27 protein-coding genes and 2 rRNA genes are annotated in these 23,043 nt (G+C 34.2%); 26 read left to right on the top strand and 3 right to left on the bottom strand.

What is annotated here, in order from left to right; genetic code table 4:
• Positions 1–380: 380 nt before the first annotated feature.
• Together D2833_RS04040 and D2833_RS00255 are read right to left on the bottom strand one after the other, a co-directional pair.
• Positions 381–587 carry a hypothetical protein gene (locus tag D2833_RS04040; protein WP_135811409.1) on the bottom strand — a complete coding sequence of 69 codons (207 nt, stop codon included), beginning with the start codon at positions 585–587 and terminating at the stop codon, positions 381–383.
• 622 nt (positions 588–1,209) lie between these two features.
• Entirely contained in the window at positions 1,210–2,091 is an 882-nt protein-coding gene (locus D2833_RS00255) for a DUF5378 domain-containing protein (RefSeq protein WP_117273913.1), read from the bottom strand.
• Positions 2,092–2,343: 252 nt separating this feature from the next.
• Here D2833_RS00255 and rpsJ point away from each other — a divergent pair, with 252 nt between their 5' ends.
• The 26 genes from rpsJ (at position 2,344) to rrf (ending at position 19,595) form a co-directional block, all read left to right on the top strand.
• The gene (gene rpsJ / locus D2833_RS00260; RefSeq protein WP_011113279.1) at positions 2,344–2,709 is read left to right on the top strand and encodes a 30S ribosomal protein S10; all 366 of its coding nucleotides are present in this window, start codon (positions 2,344–2,346) and stop codon (positions 2,707–2,709) included.
• A 31-nt stretch (positions 2,710–2,740) separates the two neighbouring features.
• Complete coding sequence (gene rplC, locus D2833_RS00265; protein ID WP_011113280.1) at positions 2,741–3,451, top strand: 50S ribosomal protein L3; 711 nt, start codon at positions 2,741–2,743, stop codon at positions 3,449–3,451.
• Positions 3,452–3,477: 26 nt separating this feature from the next.
• The gene (rplD, locus tag D2833_RS00270; RefSeq protein ID WP_011113281.1) at positions 3,478–4,107 is read left to right on the top strand and encodes a 50S ribosomal protein L4; all 630 of its coding nucleotides are present in this window, start codon (positions 3,478–3,480) and stop codon (positions 4,105–4,107) included.
• A 2-nt stretch (positions 4,108–4,109) separates the two neighbouring features.
• On the top strand, positions 4,110–4,436 hold the full coding sequence (locus D2833_RS00275) for a 50S ribosomal protein L23 (protein ID WP_027333164.1): 327 nt from the start codon (positions 4,110–4,112) through the stop codon (positions 4,434–4,436).
• Positions 4,437–4,482: 46 nt separating this feature from the next.
• Positions 4,483–5,334, top strand: coding sequence for a 50S ribosomal protein L2 (gene rplB / locus D2833_RS00280; RefSeq protein ID WP_011113283.1), 852 nt, complete (start codon positions 4,483–4,485; stop codon positions 5,332–5,334).
• Positions 5,335–5,354: 20 nt separating this feature from the next.
• On the top strand, positions 5,355–5,618 hold the full coding sequence (rpsS, locus tag D2833_RS00285; protein ID WP_011113284.1) for a 30S ribosomal protein S19: 264 nt from the start codon (positions 5,355–5,357) through the stop codon (positions 5,616–5,618).
• Between the two features lie 10 nt (positions 5,619–5,628).
• Positions 5,629–6,063: a 50S ribosomal protein L22 gene (rplV, locus tag D2833_RS00290; protein ID WP_011113285.1), complete on the top strand. Its 435-nt coding sequence runs from the start codon at positions 5,629–5,631 to the stop codon at positions 6,061–6,063.
• A 2-nt stretch (positions 6,064–6,065) separates the two neighbouring features.
• Positions 6,066–6,857: a 30S ribosomal protein S3 gene (gene rpsC, locus D2833_RS00295; protein ID WP_011113286.1), complete on the top strand. Its 792-nt coding sequence runs from the start codon at positions 6,066–6,068 to the stop codon at positions 6,855–6,857.
• A 5-nt stretch (positions 6,858–6,862) separates the two neighbouring features.
• Complete coding sequence (rplP, locus tag D2833_RS00300; protein WP_011113287.1) at positions 6,863–7,279, top strand: 50S ribosomal protein L16; 417 nt, start codon at positions 6,863–6,865, stop codon at positions 7,277–7,279.
• Complete coding sequence (rpmC, locus tag D2833_RS00305; protein WP_011113288.1) at positions 7,279–7,740, top strand: 50S ribosomal protein L29; 462 nt, start codon at positions 7,279–7,281, stop codon at positions 7,738–7,740. The genes rplP and rpmC overlap by 1 nt, the downstream gene beginning before the upstream one ends.
• Positions 7,741–7,745: 5 nt before the next feature.
• Positions 7,746–8,003, top strand: a complete 258-nt coding sequence (gene rpsQ, locus D2833_RS00310; RefSeq protein WP_011113289.1) for a 30S ribosomal protein S17 — start codon at positions 7,746–7,748, stop codon at positions 8,001–8,003.
• Positions 8,004–8,030: 27 nt separating this feature from the next.
• Positions 8,031–8,405: a 50S ribosomal protein L14 gene (gene rplN, locus D2833_RS00315; protein WP_011113290.1), complete on the top strand. Its 375-nt coding sequence runs from the start codon at positions 8,031–8,033 to the stop codon at positions 8,403–8,405.
• A gap of 10 nt (positions 8,406–8,415) precedes the next feature.
• Positions 8,416–8,745 carry a 50S ribosomal protein L24 gene (rplX, locus tag D2833_RS00320; protein WP_011113291.1) on the top strand — a complete coding sequence of 110 codons (330 nt, stop codon included), beginning with the start codon at positions 8,416–8,418 and terminating at the stop codon, positions 8,743–8,745.
• On the top strand, positions 8,745–9,302 hold the full coding sequence (gene rplE / locus D2833_RS00325) for a 50S ribosomal protein L5 (RefSeq protein ID WP_011113292.1): 558 nt from the start codon (positions 8,745–8,747) through the stop codon (positions 9,300–9,302). The genes rplX and rplE overlap by 1 nt, the downstream gene beginning before the upstream one ends.
• Positions 9,295–9,480 carry a type Z 30S ribosomal protein S14 gene (locus D2833_RS00330; protein WP_011113293.1) on the top strand — a complete coding sequence of 62 codons (186 nt, stop codon included), beginning with the start codon at positions 9,295–9,297 and terminating at the stop codon, positions 9,478–9,480. Before rplE ends, D2833_RS00330 begins: the two co-directional genes overlap by 8 nt.
• A 23-nt stretch (positions 9,481–9,503) precedes the next feature.
• The gene (gene rpsH, locus D2833_RS00335; RefSeq protein WP_011113294.1) at positions 9,504–9,905 is read left to right on the top strand and encodes a 30S ribosomal protein S8; all 402 of its coding nucleotides are present in this window, start codon (positions 9,504–9,506) and stop codon (positions 9,903–9,905) included.
• Positions 9,906–9,923: 18 nt separating this feature from the next.
• Positions 9,924–10,475 (top strand): 50S ribosomal protein L6, encoded by a 552-nt coding sequence (gene rplF, locus D2833_RS00340; protein WP_011113295.1) that lies wholly within the window; start codon positions 9,924–9,926, stop codon positions 10,473–10,475.
• 6 nt (positions 10,476–10,481) lie between these two features.
• Complete coding sequence (gene rplR, locus D2833_RS00345; protein WP_011113296.1) at positions 10,482–10,841, top strand: 50S ribosomal protein L18; 360 nt, start codon at positions 10,482–10,484, stop codon at positions 10,839–10,841.
• Between the two features lie 13 nt (positions 10,842–10,854).
• Entirely contained in the window at positions 10,855–11,535 is a 681-nt protein-coding gene (rpsE, locus tag D2833_RS00350; RefSeq protein WP_011113297.1) for a 30S ribosomal protein S5, read from the top strand.
• 15 nt (positions 11,536–11,550) lie between these two features.
• Positions 11,551–11,994 (top strand): 50S ribosomal protein L15, encoded by a 444-nt coding sequence (gene rplO, locus D2833_RS00355; protein WP_011113298.1) that lies wholly within the window; start codon positions 11,551–11,553, stop codon positions 11,992–11,994.
• A 12-nt stretch (positions 11,995–12,006) separates the two neighbouring features.
• Positions 12,007–13,503 carry a preprotein translocase subunit SecY gene (gene secY, locus D2833_RS00360; RefSeq protein WP_011113299.1) on the top strand — a complete coding sequence of 499 codons (1,497 nt, stop codon included), beginning with the start codon at positions 12,007–12,009 and terminating at the stop codon, positions 13,501–13,503.
• On the top strand, positions 13,497–14,141 hold the full coding sequence (locus D2833_RS00365; RefSeq protein WP_011113300.1) for a nucleoside monophosphate kinase: 645 nt from the start codon (positions 13,497–13,499) through the stop codon (positions 14,139–14,141). The genes secY and D2833_RS00365 overlap by 7 nt, the downstream gene beginning before the upstream one ends.
• Positions 14,142–14,151: 10 nt before the next feature.
• Complete coding sequence (map, locus tag D2833_RS00370) at positions 14,152–14,904, top strand: type I methionyl aminopeptidase (RefSeq protein ID WP_027333165.1); 753 nt, start codon at positions 14,152–14,154, stop codon at positions 14,902–14,904.
• Positions 14,905–15,084: 180 nt separating this feature from the next.
• Positions 15,085–16,056 carry an L-lactate dehydrogenase gene (locus D2833_RS00375; protein WP_011113302.1) on the top strand — a complete coding sequence of 324 codons (972 nt, stop codon included), beginning with the start codon at positions 15,085–15,087 and terminating at the stop codon, positions 16,054–16,056.
• 454 nt (positions 16,057–16,510) lie between these two features.
• Positions 16,511–19,421, top strand: a 23S ribosomal RNA gene (locus D2833_RS00380).
• A 69-nt stretch (positions 19,422–19,490) separates the two neighbouring features.
• A 5S ribosomal RNA gene (gene rrf, locus D2833_RS00385) occupies positions 19,491–19,595 on the top strand.
• Positions 19,596–19,992: 397 nt separating this feature from the next.
• Here the strand turns inward: rrf and D2833_RS00390 are convergent.
• On the bottom strand, positions 19,993–22,986 hold the full coding sequence (locus D2833_RS00390) for a hypothetical protein (RefSeq protein WP_231992462.1): 2,994 nt from the start codon (positions 22,984–22,986) through the stop codon (positions 19,993–19,995).
• Between the last annotated feature and the right edge of the window lie 57 nt (positions 22,987–23,043).

A 23,043-nucleotide genomic window follows, 5' to 3' on the forward strand; every position in this document is an offset into this window, starting at 1 on the left:
ACGAAAATTAGTGTTAATGATTTTAAAGGCAAAGAAATCTCTTATTTATTACAAGATAAAGCACGGAGAAAACCACTCAGATTTAAAATAAGAACAAAAAAACCTCAAAAGAACTTTTGAGGTTTTAAAGTAATGTTTTTGTCTTAAAAATAACTACTTATTTAGACGTTTTTGTTGTTCTTCGTATTTTTGAACAACTTTGTGTAGCTTTTCAAGGTTTGCCTTATCGATGATTTTCCTATCAAAATTGTAAGCACCTTTTTCATTAAGAATCTGAATTACTTCTTTAGCTTTTAAATACTCTTCTTGAGTTACTGAATAAACTTAATCAATTCATTCAAGGTGTTTAGGGTGAATTGATGTTTTATACGTAATGACGTTTATTTTATTGTGAAAACTTTTTGTTGGTTGTTAATATCGAATTCAGGCGCGTCGATAAAGTTAATATTTAAGTATTTAGCATACAATGCTAAATCTAATTTGATTTTATTAACTATTTCAGATTCAATTTCGCAATTTAAATCAGAAGAAAGATCATTTGTTCCGACAAATAGACCAAAGATATGATTTAAATGTTCTTTTTCCAAATTTAATTCTAGTAATCTGATAATAACCTAAAGCAGATTCAATGATTAAAATCAGTTTTTGTGTAGCTCTTTTAGTTCTTAAGAAGTTAATTGCTTCTTTCAAAACGGCTGAGCTTTCAACTTTTGGTAAAACGATATAATCAAATTTAACTTTTTTATCTAACAAATAAGTTAATTCATGAATGTAGTTATCAGAATTTAAACGGATGGCAACTTAACGTTTTGTAACTTATTTGTTAGCAAGAACTCAGCAAGCTGTTTTAAAGCTTCTTCTTTGTCTTTAGCTAAGACACTATCTTCCAGATCATAAATGAAACAAAAAGGATCAAGAGTTAAACTTTTTGTTAAGAATTTTTGACTGCTAGATGGAATAAATAGAAAAGTATTTGAATACTTCGTATTGATATGTTATTATTGTTATTTAGGTGTAATTTTTGTAAAAAGAAATTGATAAATCATTCTTAAATTTAGTTACACTATTTGATTATAATTCTAGATATTATTTTCTCTTGTTTTTGCGATCACTAGATCGATTTATTATTAAGGTATTTTATTAGAAAATAGACTAATAAAAAGGCAAAAAAACATGAAGTTTGAATCTCTCAACTTCACGTTTTTTTATCTATCTACTCTTATTTCTTCGCTTTAAGTAGTTATACTTAAGATTTTTTCACATGTATTTAAGATCGAATTTAGTTTGCTTCTTAGCTAATGATGGATAAATGATTCTTGCATTTAATTCTTGAACACCATATCTCATTGCTCAGATTAGGGTGATTGAAACCATCGTAATCACAACCCCAACAGGGATCACAGTTGGGAAAGGTACTCTTAAGATTTTTGATACAGATTGGTATTCACCACCAATGTATCAGTCAGCAATTAAGATTCCGTTTGCATTGTTGGTAATTTTGCGATCTAATTGGATAGAGCTTAATACATAACAAGCATATATCGCAATAAATAGGTATTGATTAAGAATATCTCTTGGAGTTCATTTAGTCGTTCAACATATTAGCATTAATGCTACAGTTGTTGTCATCACGTGAAGAATGAAATAAAGTTGGTCATTACCAATTCCAATGAAGATAAAACGGTAAGCTTCTAATTTACCAGTATATTGTTTGGCTAATCTAAATAATTCCCCATAAAGGTTAATTAACCCACCAAATAAAGCAATTGGTGCTGCAGATCTGATTATTAATTTATTTTTAGTTACCATCAATCCAAAACCAGCAAAGATCGCAAAGAACGGACAGATATCTAATAATAATAATCTTGAGTGTCTGATTGAGACCGCAAAAGGGCTATTATCATCAGCAGCATTCCAACCTGGAATCAAGAATTGGATCTGTCTACCAATTATCATGTAAAAGAACATGAAGCCACCGATGAAAAATCAAAATCAGTAATTGTTTTCAAATCGAATAAAGAATTTAGAGGTTGCAATGATCAGTAGTAATCAAAGCGAGACTATGATCATTAAAATCGTTCCTAATTGCATCTGTTACCTATATTAAGATCTATTTTATTGAATTTTTAAAGGGTTTAACTGGGAATCTAACCAGTTATTACCTAAATATTATATAAGATAAAAGCAAAAAACCAATTAAAGCAGCATATTCTTCTTTAAGAAATAATTAATCTGGTATAATTTACAAGTTGGCGTTTTGAAAAGATTGCTGATACACCAAAAACCGTTGTCAAGTATCAGGTAACTTTTTAAAAGCATTAATAATAAATAATAGGACAACACATGACAGAACAAAAAGCTAAATCTAGCAAAACATCAAGCGAAGAAGCAAAAAAGCAAAAAGAATTAACTGAGATCAAAATCAAGTTGAAATCATACGATAGCAGATTATTAGATCAATCTGTTAAAAAGATTTTTGAGATCGTTAAAGAAACTGGATCAAAATTTTGTGGTCCAATTCCATTACCAACTAAAAAGGAAGTTTTTACAATCATTCGTTCACCACACGTTGATAAGGCTTCAAGAGAACAATTCGAAAGAAGAACACACAAACGTTTAATCATTATTAAAAACTTAAAGAACGAAACAATTCAAAAACTTAAACGTTTTGTAATTCCTTCTGGTGTTGAATTACGCATTTACTTATAAAAACATAGATTAATAAGGAGATTTTCAATATATGAAAGGAATATTTGGAACAAAGGTTGGAATGACTCAAGTTTTCGAAGAAAACGGTCGTTTGATTCCTGTGACTTTAGTGAGAGTAGAACCTAATCAAGTGGTTAGTGTTAAAACCAAAGAAAAAGATGGTTATGACGCAGTTCAGTTAGGCTTTAACCAAACTGATGAAAAAAACTTAAACAAGCCGCAATTAGGTCATTTTAAAAAAGCTAATACTAACAACTACAAGTACTTAGAAGAAGTACGTGGAATGGTAGGTTACAAAATAGGTGACCTATTAAAAGTTGAAGAGCTATTCCAAGAAGGTCAAGTTGTCGATGTTCAAGCTAGAACCAAAGGTCGTGGTTTTACTGGAGCAATCAAACGTTGAAACTTTAAAATTGGTTCAAAAGGTCATGGTGCTGGATATCCTCACAGATTCCAAGGTTCAGTGCAAGCTGGTCGTGGAGGGTCTCAAGCTCAAAGAGTTATGAAGGGTAAGAAGATGTCAGGTCATTATGGTAATGAACTTGTTACAATTCAAAACTTGTCAATCGTTGGATTCTTACCAGAAGTAAGTTCAGTAATGATTTCAGGAGCTATCCCTGGAGCAAATAATTCTAAAGTAAGAATTACAACTTCTAAAAAGAATCCAAACACAGTTCTTACTTACAAATTAATTATTAATAAAAAGGCTAGCAAACCAGCTGGTGAACAAGCACAAGAATAATTGAAATTTAAGGAAATTTACAAATCATGTCTAAAATAAAATTATTCGATTTATCTGGAAAAGTTCAAGAAGAAATCGAACTAAATCAAAAACTGCTTGTTAGTGAAGTACATAAACAAGCAATCTTCGATGCAATTCTTGCTGAAAACCTATCACAAATTCAAGGGACTCACTCAACCCTTAAAAAAGGTGAAGTGAGCGGTGGTGGTAAGAAACCTTACCAACAAAAACACACAGGTCGTGCAAGACAAGGTTCGATTCGTAACCCTCATTACGTAGGTGGTGGTATCGCTTTTGGTCCTAAACCAAATCGTAATTACAAAATTAAGGTAAATAAAAAAGTAAGTTCATTAGCTTTCAAATCAGCAATTACTTCTAAAGTTAATAACAACGAATTCTTAGGATTAGTTGATTCGATTAAACAAGATAAACCAAGTACAAAAGCAATTGCTAAATTACTAAAAGAACTTAAGGTTAATAAAAAAGTATTAATCGTAGCTTTTGAAAAAAACGAAAACCTAGAAAAATCTAGTGCTAACTTACCTAACGTTTCATACAAACTATGAAACCAAGTATCAGTAAAAGACTTAATTGATGCTAACTGTGTCTTAGCGCAAAAAAGTGCAATTAATAACTGAGTTGAAAGGTTGAACTAATCATGCAAATTACTGACGTACTTATTAAACCAATACTTACTGAAAAAACTTATGGCATCATGATATCAGAACCAAGAAAGTACACTTTCTTAGTTAATGCCAAAGCCAATAAGAATTACATTAAGCAAGCTTTCAAAGCAATTTATGGAGTGACTCCAATAGCTGTTAATACAAAGATTAAAAAACCAGCTAGAGTTCGCACAGGAACACAAAACCCAGGTTATTCAAGACTGGAAAAGATTGCAATCATCACTGTTCCATTCGGAGTGGAAGTAGCAATCACTGGAGAAAAACCAGAACCAAAAGAAGAATCATCTTCTAAAAAATAATTAGATATCAGGCGCAAAGCAAAAGGAATATAAATAATAAGCAGTTATGCCGGTTAAGAAAATCGTAAATCGATCAAACAGTGGGATTCATCACAAGATCTCAATAGATTACAGCAAAGTGTTAACTACTAACACTCCGCAAAAATCTTTATTAGCTAAGAAAAAGAAAAATTCTGGTCGTAATAACCAAGGAAAAATCACAGTAAGACACCGTGGTGGCGGTTCAAAAAGAAAATATCGGATCATTGATTTCAAAAGAAATCTACATGATGACAAGATTGCCTTAGTTAAATCAATTGAGTATGATCCAAACAGAAGTGCGTTTATCTCATTAATCGCTTATGAAAATGGTTACCGATCATACATCCTAACTCCACAAGGAATTAAAGTAGGTGATAAGGTAGTTTCATCTTCTCAAGCAATCGATATTAAAGTAGGTAACTGTATGCCACTTGAATTCATCCCTGAAGGGACAATGGTTCACAATATCGAAATGACTCCTGGTAAAGGTGCTCAGATCGCTAGAAGTGCTGGAGCTTATGCTCAGATCTTAGGTAAAGATGATACAGGTAAATACATCAACCTAAAATTAGGTTCAAAAGAAGTTAGAAAATTCTTAAAGAACTGTCGTGCTGTTGTTGGGATTGCTTCAAACGTTGATCACAACTTAGTTCTATTAGGTAAAGCGGGGACAACTAGACACAAAGGGATTCGTCCAACTGTTCGTGGTTCTGCCATGAACCCTAATGACCACCCACACGGGGGTGGTGAAGGTCGCAGCCCGGTAGGTCGTGACGCTCCAAGAACACCATGAGGAAAAAGACACATGGGTGTTAAAACAAGAAATAATAAAAAATCATCTACGCAATTAATTATCCGTAGACGTAACTCTAAATAGGAAATTGGAAGGTCAAATAAATGTCAAGAAGTTCTAAGAAAGGTGCATTCGTAGAAGCTAGTTTATACAAAAAAGTATTAGACATGAATGCACAACAAAAAAAGAAAATAATCAAGACTTGATCTAGAAGAAGTACTATTTTTCCAGATTTTGTTGGTCACACTTTTGCTGTTCATAATGGTAAGAAATTCATTAACGTTTATGTAACTGAAGATATGATCGGTCACAAACTAGGTGAATTTTCTCCTACAAGAACATTTAAAGGACACAGTTCTAACAGATAGGAGATAAACAATGATCGCAATTGCAAGACAAAATAGAGTTAGAATCTCACCTCAAAAAGCACGATTAGTTTGTCAACTAATTAAGAACAAATCAGTAATAGAAGCACAAAATATCTTAGTTAATACTGATAAAAAAGGTGCTCGCATTATCTTAAAATTACTTAATTCAGTAATTGCTAATGCCACAAATAACCACGCAATGTTAGCTGAAAAACTTTATGTTTATGAAGTTGTTGCCAACCAAGGTCCAACTTTAAAACGTAACTTACCAAGAGCAAAAGGTTCAGCTGATATGATCAGAAAAAGATCAACTAATTTCGTGATCAAATTATCAGATGATAAAAACGAAAGAAAACACGAAGTAGAAGCAATCAAAACTAGACTTAAAAAACGTGTTCTTGGACAAAACAAGAGAAAACAATCAGTTAGCGGAGAAAAGAAATAAATATGGGTCAAAAAGTAAACTCTAACGGTTTAAGATTTGGAATTAATAAGAACTGACAATCTCGTTGGGTAGCTAAAACTAATCAACAAACTGGTGACTGAATTGTTCAGGACGAAAAGATTAGAAACTACTTATTCAAGAAGTTCCACAGCGCTTTCATTTCAAACGTTGATATCGAAAGAACACAAACTTCAATCCGTGTTTTCATCTACGCTTCTCAACCAGGGATTATCTTAGGTAAAGAAGCCGCCAACATCAAAGTTATCTTATTAGCAATTAACAAGATCGTTGGTCGTCATATCAAAGTTGATGTTGACGTTCTTGAAGTGGGTAACCCTTCATTAAGTGCTAAGATCGTGGCTAGAGAATTAGCTGATGCGATTGAAAATCGTACACCATTAAGAACAGCGATGCGTCAAGCACTTAAACGCGTATTAAAAGCTGGTGCTAAAGGGATTAAAGTTTTAGTTTCAGGTCGTTTAAACGGTGTGGAAATTGCTAGAGATAAGATGTACATTGAAGGTAATGTAACCTTATCAACCCTAAGAACTGATATCGACTACGCACTAGAAGAAGCACAAATGTCTTATGGTGTGATCGGTGTTAAAGTTTGAATTAACCGTGGGGAAATTTTTGGTAAAGATTTCTACAAAAAACAAGCACACATTGTTAAACCAAAAGGTAGTGAAGCTAACCATCAAAGAAGAAACTCAAATAAATCTAAAGATTACCGAGATAACAAAAACAAACAGTTTAACAAAAACCACCAAAATCAACAACCTGCTAAGGAGTAAATAAGATGTTACAACCTAAAAGAACTAAATATCGAAAACCTCATAACGTAAGTTATGAAGGTAAAGCTAAAGGTAATTCTTATGTTGCTTTTGGTGAATACGGGATCATGGCTACTAATGGTGCTTGAATTGATGCCCGCCAAATTGAAAGTGCGCGGATTGCAATTTCAAAACAACTTGGGAAAACTGGTAAGATGTGGATTAGAATCTTCCCACACATGTCAAAAACTAAAAAACCATTAGAAGTAAGAATGGGTTCAGGTAAAGGTAACCCTGAATTCTGAGTAGCTGTTGTTAAAGAAGGTACAGTGATGTTTGAAGTAGCAAACATTCCAGAAGCACAAATGAAAGAAGCTTTAACAAGAGCTGGTCACAAGCTTGGTGTTACCTGAAAGATCGTTGCTAGACAAGGGGCTCAATAATGAATAAAGAATTAAGAGCAAAAACTAACGAAGAGCTAATTCAATTAGTTACACAATTAAAAGGTCGTTTATTAGAATATCGTTTTAAATTAGCCCAAGGTGAGCTAGATAAAACTCATATTATTAAAGAAACTAGACAAACTTTAGCTAGAGTGCTAACAATCTTAACTGAAAGAGATGTTAAAGTTAATGTCAACGCAATGGTTTCATCTTTTGTTAAAGAACAAACTAAACAAAAAGAGATCCAAGAATCAGTTAAAAAGATCAAGCAACTAAGAGTTGCTAAATTAAAACAAAATAAAGAAAAACGCTTAGCAAACGCAGAAAAAGTTAAAGCTGCACCAAAACCAGAACAAAAAACTAAAAAAGTGAAGAAAGCACCTAAGAAAACTGAAACAGTTAAACCAACTACAAATAAGAACAAGAAAAATGTTAAAGCTAAAACTAAGAAAAAAGGATAATCTAAATGCGTAATTCAAGAAAAGTTTTAATGGGTGTGGTTGTAAGTGATAAAATGCAAAAAACCGCTACTGTAAAGGTTGAGTCAAAAAACAGACACCCTTTTTATCACAAGTTGGTAATTTCTCACAAGAAGTATCACGTTCACAACGAAGAAGGTGAAAATGCTGCTAAAGTTGGTGACAAAGTGTTGATTATGGAAACTCGCCCATTATCAGCAACTAAGCGTTGAAGAATTGCTAAGATTATAGAACGAGCTAAATAATTATTAAACAGGAGGATATTTGAACTCATGATTCAATTTATGACAAGACTTAACGTCGCTGATAATACCGGTGCACGTGAAGTTGGTGTAATTAAGGTATTAAACGGTTCTAAAAGAAGATATGCTTCTGTTGGTGATATTGTTGTTGTATCAGTAAAAGACGCAATCCCTTCAGGGACAGTAAAAAAAGGTCAAGTATTATTTGCTGTGATCGTAAGAACTAAAAAAGGTGCGCAAAGAAGAGATGGAACTCACCTAGCATTTGATGATAATGCTTGTGTAATTATTAAGAACCGTGAAGATTTTGCTCCAAGAGGAACACGGATCTTTGGACCAGTAGCGCGTGAGTTAAGAGATAAAGGATTTAACCGGATCGTTTCTTTAGCAAGCGAAGTGTTATAGGAGTAAAAGAATGCAACGTATTAAAAAAGGTGATAAGGTTGTTATCATAGCGGGTAAGCACAAACAAAAAACAGGGATCGTTTTACAAGTATTCGTTAAAGAACAACGCGCGATCGTTGAAGGAATAAATATGGTGAAACGCCATACCAAAGAAAATGCCCAAAATCAAAAAGGTGGGATCATTGAAAAAGAAGCACCAATCCACCTATCTAACCTTGCTTTATTAGATCATAAAGCTAAAGATGTAAGACCAGTTAAAGTTAAATATGGAACTGATCCAAAAACCAATAAAAAAGTGCGTTTATCTCGCAAAACAAATAATCTTGTAGGTGGTCAATAATGAATTTGAAAACTAAATATAAGACAAAAATCGTTCCATTATTACAAAAAGAATTTGGCTTTTCTTCAGTAATGCAAGTTCCTAAGATCGAAAAGATCGTGATCAACATGGGTGTTGGTGATGCTACTAAAGATGCAAAACTATTAGAACTAGCACAAGCTGAATTGCAAGCAATTAGTGGACAAAAACCAGTCATTACTAAAGCACACTCTTCAAACGCTTCTTTCAAAATTAGACAAGGTCAAGCAATTGGTTGTAAAGTAACTCTAAGAGGTGAGAAGATGTGAAACTTCTTAGAAAAACTAATTAACATTGCCCTACCACGCGTAAGAGACTTCAGAGGTTTATCAAACCGCGCATTTGATGCTAGAGGGAATTACACTCTAGGAATTAAAGAGCAGATCATCTTCCCAGAAATTATCTATGATAATGTGAAGAAAATTCGTGGATTCGACGTTACGTTAGTAATTTCATCTGATAATGCTAAATACAATCACCGTCTTTTATTAGAATTAGGAATGCCTTTAATTAAGACTAAGGAACACGCAAATGGCTAAAACATCATTAAAAATCAAACAAGCACGTCATGCTAAATTTAAAGTAAGAGCTTACACAAGATGCAAACGTTGTGGTCGTCCTCATGCTGTGTATCGTAAATTTGGTATCTGTCGTTTATGCTTTAGACACCTTGCTTACAACGGTAGCTTGCCAGGTGTTAAGAAATCATCATGATAATAAACAGGGGTTAATAATAAACTATGCATTTTGATCCAGTAGCAGATATCATAACTAAAATAAACAACGCCAATCGTGCTAAGATTGTTGAGTTACAAACTGAAGCTTCTAAACTAAAGGTTGCGATCTTAAACATCTTACTTAATGAAGGCTACATTCGCGGTTATGAGATCTATGACAATAAAGAAAAAACAAAATCAATTTTAAAGATCAAACTTAAGTTTGATGAAAACCGCGTTAGTTCACTAAACGGAATAAAACAAATTTCTAAACCTGGTTTAAGAATTTATGTTTCAGCAGAAAAATTACCGAAAGTTTTAAACGGTTTAGGAATCGCGATCGTTTCAACAAACGAAGGTTTAATGACTGATAAATTAGCAAGAGCCAAGAAGATCGGTGGCGAAGTGCTTGCTTATGTTTGATAGAAAGGGTTAATATAAGATATGTCAAGAATTGGTAATCGAGTTATCACAGTTCCTAGCAATGTTAGTGTTAACCAAACTAAAGAACTATTAACAGTTAAAGGCCCGTTAGGTCAATTAGATCTTAAGTTAAAAGAAGGCAGCAAAATTAAGGTTAACGTAGAAAACAACGAAATCAGACTAACCCGTGGTGATGAATTAAAGCAAACTAAGATGTTACATGGTACTTACAATGCGTTAATTAAAAACGCATTAGAAGGAGTAACTGTTGGTTTTAAAAAAGAATTACGCTTAGTAGGTGTGGGTTATCGTGCTAGCTTAAAGGATAATGTTTTAAATTTACAATTAGGTTACTCACACCCAATTAATTTAGATATTCCAAAAGATCTAAAAGTAACTGTTGATAAGAACACTGAGATCACTGTCAGTGGAATTGATAAGCAAAAAGTTGGTGAGTTTGCTATCCAGATCCGTAAGTGAAGAATGCCAGAACCATATAAAGGTAAAGGTGTGTTATACCTTAACGAACAAATTATTCGTAAAGCTGGTAAGACCGCAGAAGGGAAAAAATAATAACTTATGAAACAAGTTAATATGAACCGTAATGAAAGACGTCAGATGCGTCATAAGCGGGTGATTAAAAAAATTCGCAGAATTGACAATGATCGTCCAGTAATGATCGTGGTTAAATCAAACAGCCACATCTCAGCACAAGTGTGAGATTTTAACCAAAACAAGATAATTGCTTCAAGCTCTTCTGTTAGTTTAGATCTAGTTAACGGAAATAAAGAAAATGCGGCTGTTGTTGGTACTGATATTGCCAATAAGCTACTAAAAATGAAGATTGATGAGATCACCTTTGATCACGGTGGTTCAAAATACCATGGCCGAATTGCTGCACTTGCAGACGCTGCAAGAAAAGCTGGTTTAAAATTCTAGGATAATTTAAATTATGGAAGATATTAAACATAACAAAAAACCAAATACAAACAATAGCGCAGAAACTAAAAAAGCAAGTGGAGCTAACCCACAAGCTAACCATGCTAACCCTAACAACCGTTCAGCTAGTGTTAACAATAATAGTGTTAACAATAATAAGAAAAACAGTTCACGTAGTTCTGACGAACGTAATAAAAGAAAAAACGAAAAGCGCACTAAGAGTGAATTTGAAGAAAAGATCGTAAAGATCTCAAGAATTTCAAAAACGACTAAAGGTGGTCGTACAATGCGTTTTAGTGCTTTAGTTGTTGTGGGTGATCGTAAAGGTCGTGTTGGCTTTGGAATTGCTAAAGCACTCGAAGTTCCCAACGCAATTAAAAAAGCTTTAAAGATGGCTGAAAACAACGTGCAAAAGATCGCTATGAACAAACACGGGACATTATTCCACGATGTTTTAGGTCGTTCAGGTGCTGCTAAAGTATTAATTAAACCTGCACCTTCAGGTACAGGAATTATTGCTGGTGGGGCAATTCGTGCCGTGGTTGAATTAGCTGGATTTACTGATGTTTACACCAAAAACATGGGTAAAAACACCCCGATTAATATGGTGAGAGCAACAATGGATGGGATCACATCTCAATACACACCTAGACAAATCGCGAAATTAAGAAGCAAATCATTAAAAGAATTATAATAAAGGAGTTAATTAATGAAATTACATGAATTAAAAAGTGCTCCCAAATCAAGAAATCATAAAGCGAAAGTTGTTGGGCGTGGGCACGGTTCTGGTTTAGGTAAGACTTCTGGACGTGGACAAAAAGGTCAAAAAGCACGTAAGTCAGGACGAACTCGTCCTGGTTTTGAAGGTGGTCAAACCCCTTTATACCGCCGTTTACCAAAATTTGGTTTTCAAACAGTAGGTTTTAAAAAGCAAACCTTATCAGTTTCATTAGATATTATTGCTAAATTAAATGAAACAACAATCGATCGTGAATTATTAGTTAAGCACGGTATTATTAGTAGTAAAACTAACGAACCAATTAAAGTAATTGGTAATAAGATCGACAAAAAAATTCACTTAAAGATTAATAAAATATCTGAAGGTGCTAAAAAAGCAATTCAATCTGCTGGTGGTAGTATTGAACTAATTTAACAAACATAAAAGATGGCAAAAACTAACTCAAAAAATCTTTTAGGTCAAAAAATTATCAAGTTATTAAGAAACAGAGATTTCGTAATCTCTGTTTTTGTCACACTGTTCTTGATTTTGTTATTTAGAGTGATCAGTGTTATTCCTTTACCTGGAATTACGATCAGTCAAAACAAGAATAATCTGAACAATGGTGTGAGTGACTTTTTTGACCTATTTAATTTATTAGGTGGTGGTGGTTTAAGTCAATTGTCACTGTTTGCAGTGGGAATTTCACCATACATCTCGGCACAAATTATTATGCAGTTGTTATCAACTGACTTAATTCCCCCACTAAGTAAGTTAGCAAAATCGGGTGAATTGGGCCGAAGAAGAATCGAATTGATTACCCGCTTTGTAACCCTACCGTTTGCAGTAGTTCAAGCATTTGCCATTATTGCTTTAATCAATAACCAAAGAAACGGAGCAATCCGTTTTGAAAATGGTGGTATCTTACACCAAGCGTTTTATATCGTAACGATGACAGCTGGTACGTATATTGGGATCTTTATTGGGGATATTATCTCTAAAAAAGGTGTTGGTAATGGGATTACGTTATTGATTCTTTCAGGGATTCTAGCAAGATTACCAGATGGATTCATCGTTATGTACAGGGTTTTAGGTGGGGTGATTATTAGTACCAACCCGATCTTAACTTCAGCGATTAACTTCAGCTTGTATTTCTTAGCCTTCTTGGTCTTATTGTTAGCAATTTCTTTTGTCAACTCATCAACAAGAAGGATCCCGATCCAACAAACTGGTGAAGGGATGGTACTAGGTAATGAAAAATTACCGTACTTACCAATTAAACTAAATGCAGCTGGGGTAATTCCCGTCATCTTTGCTTCATCAATTATGTCAATTCCGATTACGATTGCTGAGTTCCAACCACAATCTGAAGCAAGATGATTTGTTGAAGATTACTTATCACTAAGAACTCCTGTAGGGATTAGCTTATATGTGATTTTAATCATCATCTTCACATTCTTTTATAGTTATATTCAGATCAACCCAGAACAACTTGCTGAGAATTTCAATAAGTCGCACAAATTTATTCCTGGGGTAAGACCAGGATTAGATACAGAAAAACACATCACTAAAGTGTTAATGCGTATTAACTTTATTGGTGCACCATTCTTAGCAATTGTGGCTGTAATTCCTTATATCATCTCGCTAGTACTTAACGTACCAACCACCTTATCGCTTGGTGGTACGGGGATCATCATCATGGTCTCTGCTAGTATGGAACTGTATCGTTCACTAAGATCAGCAGCAACAACAACATCATACCAACGGTTACGCAAAGATATTGCCAACCGAATTGAAGCTGAACTATCATTAAATGATTATATGAATAAACCAAATCTTGAACACGATCAATATGGTTTATTAGGCCAACATAAAAAAGTTGAACCAACTCAAGATAAAAAGAAAAATCCAAGTGATCCATTAGAGGTGAGCCAACTGTGATAAGATTAATTTTTCTAGGTGCACCTGGAACAGGTAAAGGGACGATCTCTTCTTATTTAAAAGAACAGCACGGTTTTTTCCACATTTCAAGCGGAGATCTATTTCGCTTTTATGCTAAAGAAGAAAAAACCGCTTTAGCTGAAGAGATCAAAAGTTATATTAATAACGGACTTTATGTCCCAGATGAGTTAACTAACCGTACGGTAGCTGATTTTTACCATAAAAATCAATCCCAAGATAAGATTATCTTTGATGGGTATCCAAGAACACTTAATCAATGTGAATACATTGATGAGATCATCAAATTTACTCACGTCATCTTATTACAACCAACCGATTGAGATATGATCATCAATCGACTAAGTTTACGTCGATCATGTCCACAATGTAAACGAATTTACAATATTAATTCGGTTGATTTTAAACCTAAAGTGGCTAATCTTTGTGATCTTTGTAAAGTTGAATTAATCCATCGAAAAGATGATGATCCTAGTGTGGTAAGCACTAGAATCAACGTTTATAACGAACAAACTAAACCAGTAATCGAATACTACAAGAAGAAAAACTTATTACACGTAGTTGATGCTAATAAGAGTTTTGAAGAGTTATACAAGCTTGTTTTAGAGATCGTTAACAAATAATAATAATTAGATGATTTACATAAAAAATCCTAACGAGATCCAAAAGATTAAGAATGCAGCCCAGATCTATAAGAAGATCGTTAAACAATTTAATTTTGATTACATCAAAAATAAATCGTTAAAAGAGATCGATCAGATGCTAAGAGATTTTGTTAGTCAACATCATGCTAATAGTTGTTATCATGGTTATCTAGGTTTTAAGGGTTATCATTGTTTATCTTTAAATCAAACGATCATCCATGGGTTAGCAAATGATGAGATCTTTACCAGTAAAGATAAACTGACGATCGATATTGGGATTGAGTTAGATAATTATTATTGTGATTCAGCATTTACAATCTTAGGTCCTGATGTTAATCCCCGGCAAAAATTATTAAGTGAAGTCACCCACAATTGTATCTTTGAGCTAGTAAAAAAGATCGTTCCCAACCAAACAACAACTAACGATCTTGGGATCTGAACAGAAGAGTATGCCAAAAAGTATGGCTATAGTGTAATTAAAGATTTTGGCGGACATGGTTGTGGGATCAAGATCCATGAAGATCCGATTATCCTTAATTATGGAACAAAAAAATCAGGTGAACTATTAACACCTAATATGGTGATCTGTATTGAACCGATGTTCTTTGAAAAAGATAATCGTTATTATATTGATCCCGATGATTCATGATCGGTCAAACCAGTTAATAAAAACCAATATGTTTGTCACTGAGAACATATGGTTTTAATTAAAGAAGATCAAGCAGAAATCCTAACACTCTAGGATTTTCTTTTTTTTATTTACCTAAACTAAAAAAAATAAAACACAGGATTTTTTTGAAAATCTTTATTTAAGATTGTTATCCAAAATCTCTTATAAATCCTTAATTATCCTATGTAAATAAATTATTTTACATAGAATAAAACTGTAACCTAAAAGAAAGTATAGGAGAAATCATAAGATATGAAAAAAATAGCTGTTATCGGATGTGGATTTGTCGGATCTACGTACATTCTTGACCTATTACAACAAGGAGTTCAAGCTGATTACTTACTTGTTGATAAAAACACTAATTTAGCTGATGGTCACGTAAGAGACCTACGCGACTCTAAATCATTAAAAAGTCATAACGGATCTACATTTAATGTTGGAACATACGACGATTTAAAAGATGCTGATGTTGTAGCGATTACTGCTTCAATTCCAACTGTACCAACTGCTGATGGTGAAGTGTTTACTGACCGTCTACAATTAATGACTGCCAACGTTAAGATTCTTAACGAAATTGCTTTAGAGCTAAAGCGTGTTGGCTTTAAGGGACTAAGTATTATTCCAACTAACCCATGTGACGTAATGGCTGGTGTTTATCAAAAAGTTACTGGTTTTGATCCACACAAGATTATTTCTACAGGTTGTCAACTTGAAACGATGAGAACCAGAAAGATGATCTCTGAAGCTTTAGGTGTTAATTCTGACTCTGTTGAAGGGTTCGTTGTTGGTGAACACGGTTCAGGTGCAATCGTTCCTTGATCAGTATTTAGAGTTGGTAACGTACCAATGAAGCAACTAATTGCTGAAGGTAAGATTAAAGAAGAATACGTTAAAGATATCTTCTCAAGAGTAGTTAAAGAAGCATTTGAAATTATTAAGTTTAAAAAAGCTACTTACTTTGGTATTGCTGAATCAATGTCATTAATTACTCGAGCATACATTTACAACTTAAATACGGTTTTAGGTGTAGGTGTTCAATTAGATGATAAGTATGTTGCTTCTGGCATTTACTTCACAGTTCCAGCAGTTGTTGGCAAGCACGGATGGAAGTTACACTCTAAATTACAATTAAGCCAAGAAGAACAAGCAGCTTTTGATAAGAGTGCACTTAACATTCAAAAAGTAACTAAAGATGCACTAGACTTAATTGGTTTTAAAAACTAGTTTCTAAATTCGACAATTGTTAAAGTTTTTAAATTCCTTGTTATCCTTTATATAAAAAATTTTTAATTCATCATTTTTTCCTTATTTAATTTAAGAATATTTTCTAGTTTTCAACATATCTCCGCATTTTATAGATATAGGCATGGTTAGGTTTCCATGCCTATATTTTTTAATTATTTAGAGATCAAACCAAACTGCTGAGTTTTATGAGTGGGACTGTTAGAAGAGAACTAATCGTTTAAGACCTAACAAAAAGTTGATTTAAATTAAAAAAGCAAAATAATTTATCCAGATTCTGAAAATTCTGGTAGAATTATATAGCGCAGTCGAAAAAACTGCTACATTGTTCTTTGAAAACTGAATACGACAAATCTTTCTAGTCCGAAATTTGATTAAAGTATCAAATCAAATTTCATATAATATAGATTCAATAAAAATAGCTAATGGATCAAATACATAAGTTACTAAGGGCTTATGGTGGATGCCTTGGCACTAGAAGGCGATGAAGGACGTGCAAACCTGCGAAATGCTACGGGGAGCTGGTTGGAAGCGATAATCCGTAGATGTCCGAATGGGGGAACCTGATTAATAGTGATATTAATTATTTAGATCTGAATACATAGGGTCTAAAAGCAATACGTTGTGAAGTGAAACATCTCAGTAGCAACAGGAAAAGAAATCGAAAGAGATTCCGTGTGTAGTGGCGAGCGAAAGCGGAACAGGCCAAACCAAGATTTATCTTGGGGTTATAGGACTGCAATGTGGACTTTGAACTGATAGGAGAAGTAGTTGAAAAGCTACGCGATAAAGGGTTATAGCCCCGTATCTTAAATTGGTTTAATACCTAGCAGGATCCTGAGTACATCGAGAAACGTTATCTTGATGGAAGTCGCCCAGACCATTGGGCAAGCCTAAATACTAACTAGTGACCGATAGCGTATAGTACCGTGAGGGAAAGGTGAAAAGAACCCAGGGATGGGAGTGAAATAGATTCTGAAGCCATATGCCTACAACGTGTCAGAGCACATTAATGTGTGATGGCGTGCGTTTTGAAGTATGAGCCGGCGAGTTATGATAGCAAGCAGGTTAACCTTTAGAAGGGAAGCCGAAGCGAAAGCGAGTTTGAATAGAGCGAATTAAAGTGTTTGTTATTATAGACCCGAAACGGGTTGAGCTAGTCATGGGCAGGTTGAAGTTAGAGTAACATCTAATGGAGGACCGAACCGACTTTCGTTGAAACGACAGCGGATGACCTGTGACTAGGGGTGAAATTCCAATCGAAATCCGTGATAGCTGGTTCTCGTCGAAATAGTTTTAAGACTAGCGTAAGATCATGATCAACTGGAGGTAGAGCTACTGAATGTATGATGGCGCCGCCTTGGTGTACTGAATACAATTAAACTCCGAATGCCAATTGATTTATTCTTGCAGTCAGACAGTGGGGGATAAGCTTCATTGTCACAAGGGGAAGAGCCCAGATCATTAAATAAGGTCCCTAAAATATGCTAAGTGGAAAAGGTTGTTAAAATACTTAAACAGCAAGGATGTTGGCTTAGAAGCAGCCATCGTTTAAAGAGTGCGTAACAGCTCACTTGTCGAGTGTTTTTGCGCCGAAGATGTAACGGGGCTAAGCATATTACCGAATTTATGGATTATTATTCGTAAGAATGATAGTGGTAGACGAGCGTTGTATATGGGATGAAGTCAAACCGTGAGGATTGGTGGACTGTATACAAGTGAGAATGCCGGTGTAAGTAACGCTTGAGAGTGAGAATCTCTCAAACCGATTGACTAAGGTTTCCTGGACGAGGGTCGTCCTTCCAGGGTTAGTCTGGACCTAAGGCGAGGCAGAAATGCGTAGTCGATGGAAGAACAGGTTAATATTCCTGTACAAACAAATAGCTGATGGAGTGACGGAGAAGGTTAATGCATCCCCATTATCGGATTTGGGGTTAAATAAGAAGTCTTAAGGGTTGGCAAATCCGCCTTTTTTAAGGACAACTTATGAATACGAGTGAACGCTTTGCAAGTAGCGAAGATGCATACATCACGCTTCCAAGAAAAGCTTCTAGGGTTAACTATTTGTTTCCAGTACCGAGAACGAACACACGTGGTCAAGGAGAAGATCCTAAGGTTAGCGAGTGAACTATAGCTAAGGAACTCTGCAAATTCATCCCGTAAGTTCGCAAGAAGGGATGCTCAATGTAACAGTTGAGCCGCAGTGAAGAACGAGGGGGGACTGTTTAACTAAAACACAGCTCTATGCTAAATCGCAAGATGATGTATATGGGGTGACACCTGCCCAGTGCTGGAAGGTTAAAGAAGGGTGTTAGAGCAATCAAAGCTCCCGACTGAAGCCCCAGTGAACGGCGGCCGTAACTATAACGGTCCTAAGGTAGCGAAATTCCTTGTCGGGTAAATTCCGTCCCGCTTGAATGGTGTAACCATCTCTTGACTGTCTCGGCTATAGACTCGGTGAAATCCAGGTACGGGTGAAGACACCCGTTAGGCGCAACGGGACGGAAAGACCCCATGAAGCTTTACTGTAACTTAATATTGGGCAGAGTTTAGACATATAGAGAATAGGTGGGAGACTTTGAAGCAACTTCGCTAGGAGTTGTGGAGTCACCAGTGGAATACCACCTTTGTTTAAATTCTTCTCTAACTAGTTGCTGTTATCCAGCAATAGGACAGTGTTAGGCGGGCAGTTTGACTGGGGCGGTCGCCTCCCAAAAGGTAACGGAGGCGTGCAAAGGTACCCTCAGCACGGTTGGAAATCGTGTTAAGAGTGTAATGGTATAAGGGTGCTTGACTGTGAGACTAACAGGTCGAACAGGTAAGAAATTAGGTCATAGTGATCCGGTGGTTCAGTATGGAATGGCCATCGCTCAACGGATAAAAGCTACTCTGGGGATAACAGGCTGATACTGCCCAAGAGTTCACATCGACGGCAGTGTTTGGCACCTCGATGTCGACTCATCTCATCCTCGAGCTGAAGCAGGTTCGAAGGGTTCGGCTGTTCGCCGATTAAAGAGATACGTGAGTTGGGTTCAAACCGTCGCGAGACAGGTTGGTCCCTATCTATTGTGCCCGCAGGAAGATTGAAAAGATTTACTCTTAGTACGAGAGGACCGGAGTGAAGACACCTCTTGTGCTCCAGTTGTAGTGCCAACTGCACCGCTGGGTAGCAACGTGTCGAACGGATAAACGCTGAAAGCATCTAAGTGTGAAACCGACTTTAAGAATAATCTTCCCTTCCAGCAATGGAGTAAGAATCGTTGTAGACTACGACGTTGATAGGCTAAAGGTGTAAGTGCCGCGAGGTATTTAGCTGATTAGTACTAATAATTCGAGGACTTAGATTTGATCAAAAACATTAGCTGTTTTTTTATCTAATATGATTTGTTGTATTTTGTTTTTCAAAGAGCAATGTGTGTGATATCGATATCGTGATGGAAACACCTGGTCCCATTCCGAACCCAGAAGTTAAGCATCATGGAGCCAAAGGTAGCGCAAGCAAGAATAGGAAAATATCACGCAAAGAAAACGACACCATTAATTTGGTGTCGTTTTTTTATTATTATTTCTGTACCTTTCTTTTGTTCTTCTTCATTAATTTAATAATTCCATAACCAACTCCACCAATTATCCCTAAAGAGATTAGTGAAACGCTTACAATAAAGATAATTAGATTTCTCTTATCGCTTAGATCAAAACTAATAGAAGAGGCTTCTTTAGTTTCAATTTTATCTTTTTGGTGATTATTAGAGGTAGCATTATCTTTTGTTGGAACTTGGTCATTTTGTTGATTGTTTCTTAAGATCTCTTCACGAGGGATATCACCATCATTTTCATCAAAAGAACTAGCAGAAGTATTAATTAGTTCAATCTCATTTGTTTTGTTGGCAAGATCAAAGTTATCTCACGAACGGACAGTTAAATTATATTTATTCAGTTCATTCTTAATCAGTTAGTAATTTTTGCTTTTGAGTTGATAACAGGCGTTAAGTTTCACAGATCAGGAGTTAATAGTTCTAAAGTAATCTTGTCGTCTGAAATAGTCACTTGATAATTTAAATTAAAGATGGTATTATTATCAAATTTACCGATGATTTTGAAGATATTGTTGTTTTCTTTTTCAAACACTAAATCAAAATTAGTGATCGGATTAAAAGCAGTTTTTTCGATCTTATCTAAAGAATATAAAGTGAAATTTAGTTGGTTAGCACGTTCGTTTACTTCAATTGAATTATTAAGAATTCTTAAACCGCTAGCAGCTAAAACTGGTTCGATAACCTTAATTAATTTCATTGAATCTTCTTTACGAATAGAAAATTCTTGATTGATTCTCAGATTAATAGTTTGGTCAGACAAAAGATTATTATCGTAATCAGTTAGTAACCTGATTTCAAAATCATTATTAACATAATTTAGTTTGATTATCGGAACAATTTCGTGATCAAAACTTACTCTAGATTTATTGACATCAATCACTTTATCAAAAGCTTTGAATTTTACTAAATAGAATTTAGCTTTAAAATTCTCGTCATTCTTAAGAAAATAAAGTCTATTGGGAATTAATTCCGGATTCATTTCGGTTCCAGGAATAGCAAAGTCATTACCGTTTAAAACTCTAATGATAGATCAAAACTCTCCAGTTACATCGTTAGGTACAAAATTGAGACTGTAACGATCTGCAAGTCTTGACATAATGGTTAGATCATGACCTGTTCATATGCCTTGATCGGGTGAGTAAACTCCGTCTTGGTTAATATAAATACTATTAGAATTTAGGTATATTGATTTATAAGAATCAATTAAGATATCACTAATATTAAGCGATCTTTCAACACCAATTTTATGATTGAAATCACTAGCATACAGAGGTTCGAATGTATTTACATTAAAATCATTTAGTTGAGCAATCGAATTTTTATATTTAATGTTCAAAAAATCATATCGATAGTTTAGATTTAATTTAACTGAAACATCATCTATTTTGAAAATAAGATGATCATTTTGAATGTTTAAAAAATTGCTGATTTTACCGTTGTTATCATCAATTTCTTGACTTACAAAACGCAAATTATCTAACTTTAATTGTAACCTATTTCTATTTGAATCTAATTGCGGAATTTGATTTCTTATTTCTTCTAAATTAATGTCGATCATCTTGATATCGTTGTTAGAAATTAAAATCCGATCAGAAATTTTATTAGATCCTACATAAATATCGGCAACCAGTTTGGTGGTTCGGTTAAAATCATCAAATAGTTGTGGAAGACTAATGATGAAATTGTATTGGTAATCATCTATTTCGTTTGTAGTTATCCCTAAGAAATAGAACAACTCTCTCTGGAAATTACTAACATAATTTCTACCCTTGCCGCCTATCAAGTTGTTGAAAAATTCTTTTGAAGTATTTCTTTCCAAACTTGTGATATCAGCATAATCTAAAGCCAAGTTTTTATATTTATTTTGTGTTGAATTTACCGTGTATTTTCTAATTTTTCTAATATGATCAATTAGTTTTATTAATCGATCGTTATATCAAAACCCAAACTGTAAATTAGAATCCACCTTAGAATAAATATAATTGTCTCTTAATTCGATCGCATCATTCACCAACTTAAGGTTATTTAGAAACAAATTAATTAAATTTCTATAACCATTAAATACAGTTTTATTAGTAATATTAAAGTTAAGAGTTTTGTAAGTAAAATTATCTGGAAGCACAAAATAATCGGCAAAAATGTTATATTTTGAACTAATTAATTTTGATCTTTGATCAATATTAATATTTAAAGTTTTTTGGGAATCTTTAAGATCATATAGCCGATCAAAATCTTGTGGTCTGGTTTGGATAATTCGATAACCAGATCCGTAATACCAGTTGTTTGTTGCATTAACTAAATCTCTGTCGTTGACAATCCGTCAGTTTCCAGAAGGTTGTTTCCAAAAGAATAGCCTTCTTTTGTTGTATTCAGTATAGTTACTTGCATCAGGAAAGATGTTCTTGTTAGGTTTAATCGTAAACCTTTCATAAGTAGCTGCATCAACAGGATGAATTTTTCATCTTAACAATTTGACGCTTGTAAGATTTTTTCTCTTTTCAAAATTTGTATTCAGATCAGATAGAGTAGGTTCTCACCCAGTGTATTTCTTTTCTCTAATCGTAAATTTATCGCTTGATATATCAACGTTAGTGAAAGCATAATATTGGTTATTTGCATTAGGGATAGGATCAAAAGCACCATTTAATGACCGATTTGCTTTGTATTTAACAAAACCATTGGTTAACTGAAGATCACTCAGAGGTAACTTTTTAACATCGTATTTGGGAATTTCTATTTGCTTAGTAACACGACTGTAATTATGAATAATCTCAACATAACTCTTAAAAGTTGGATTATATTTTCCAGCAAAATCATAATTAGCGCTATTACTATCAGAATAAGTTCAAAAATTATTAATTTCACCATATGCTGATCTAGATTTATCAGTTCTTTCGTCATTAGATCTTACAAATCATGAGTTATCTAAAATATCTTCAAACGAACGAGTATCGCGATCGATATTATATAGACGACTTTCAACATATTCAACCGAATCGATCTGATAAAGTTGACGGAACTCTTCCTTAAATTCATCAATCCAACTTTGTACCTCCTTAAAATACTTTTGAAATTGTTGATCAGCTAAATTAACGATCTGTTCTTTAATCGATTCAACAGTATTTTTGGATCGATCTGGATTTAAAGTAAAAGTTAGATTAACAGGTGAAGACCTTGTGGTTAAACTAACCGTGGAATTGTTGCTATTATGATTAACCAATTTGAATTCATTAACAGTGGCTTTATAACTAAAACCACCTTGAAAACTCGTTAATGGTAGTGTCAATGCACTTAGTAGTAAATAAGCTTTTTTCATTCTAATCAAGATATGTCAAAAGACTGGAAAAAGCAAAAAAATTAAGAAATTAATTTT

It is taken from the genome of Mycoplasmoides gallisepticum (assembly GCF_900476085.1).
Taxonomy (GTDB): Bacteria; Bacillota_I; Bacilli_A; order Mycoplasmatales; family Mycoplasmoidaceae; genus Mycoplasmoides; species Mycoplasmoides gallisepticum.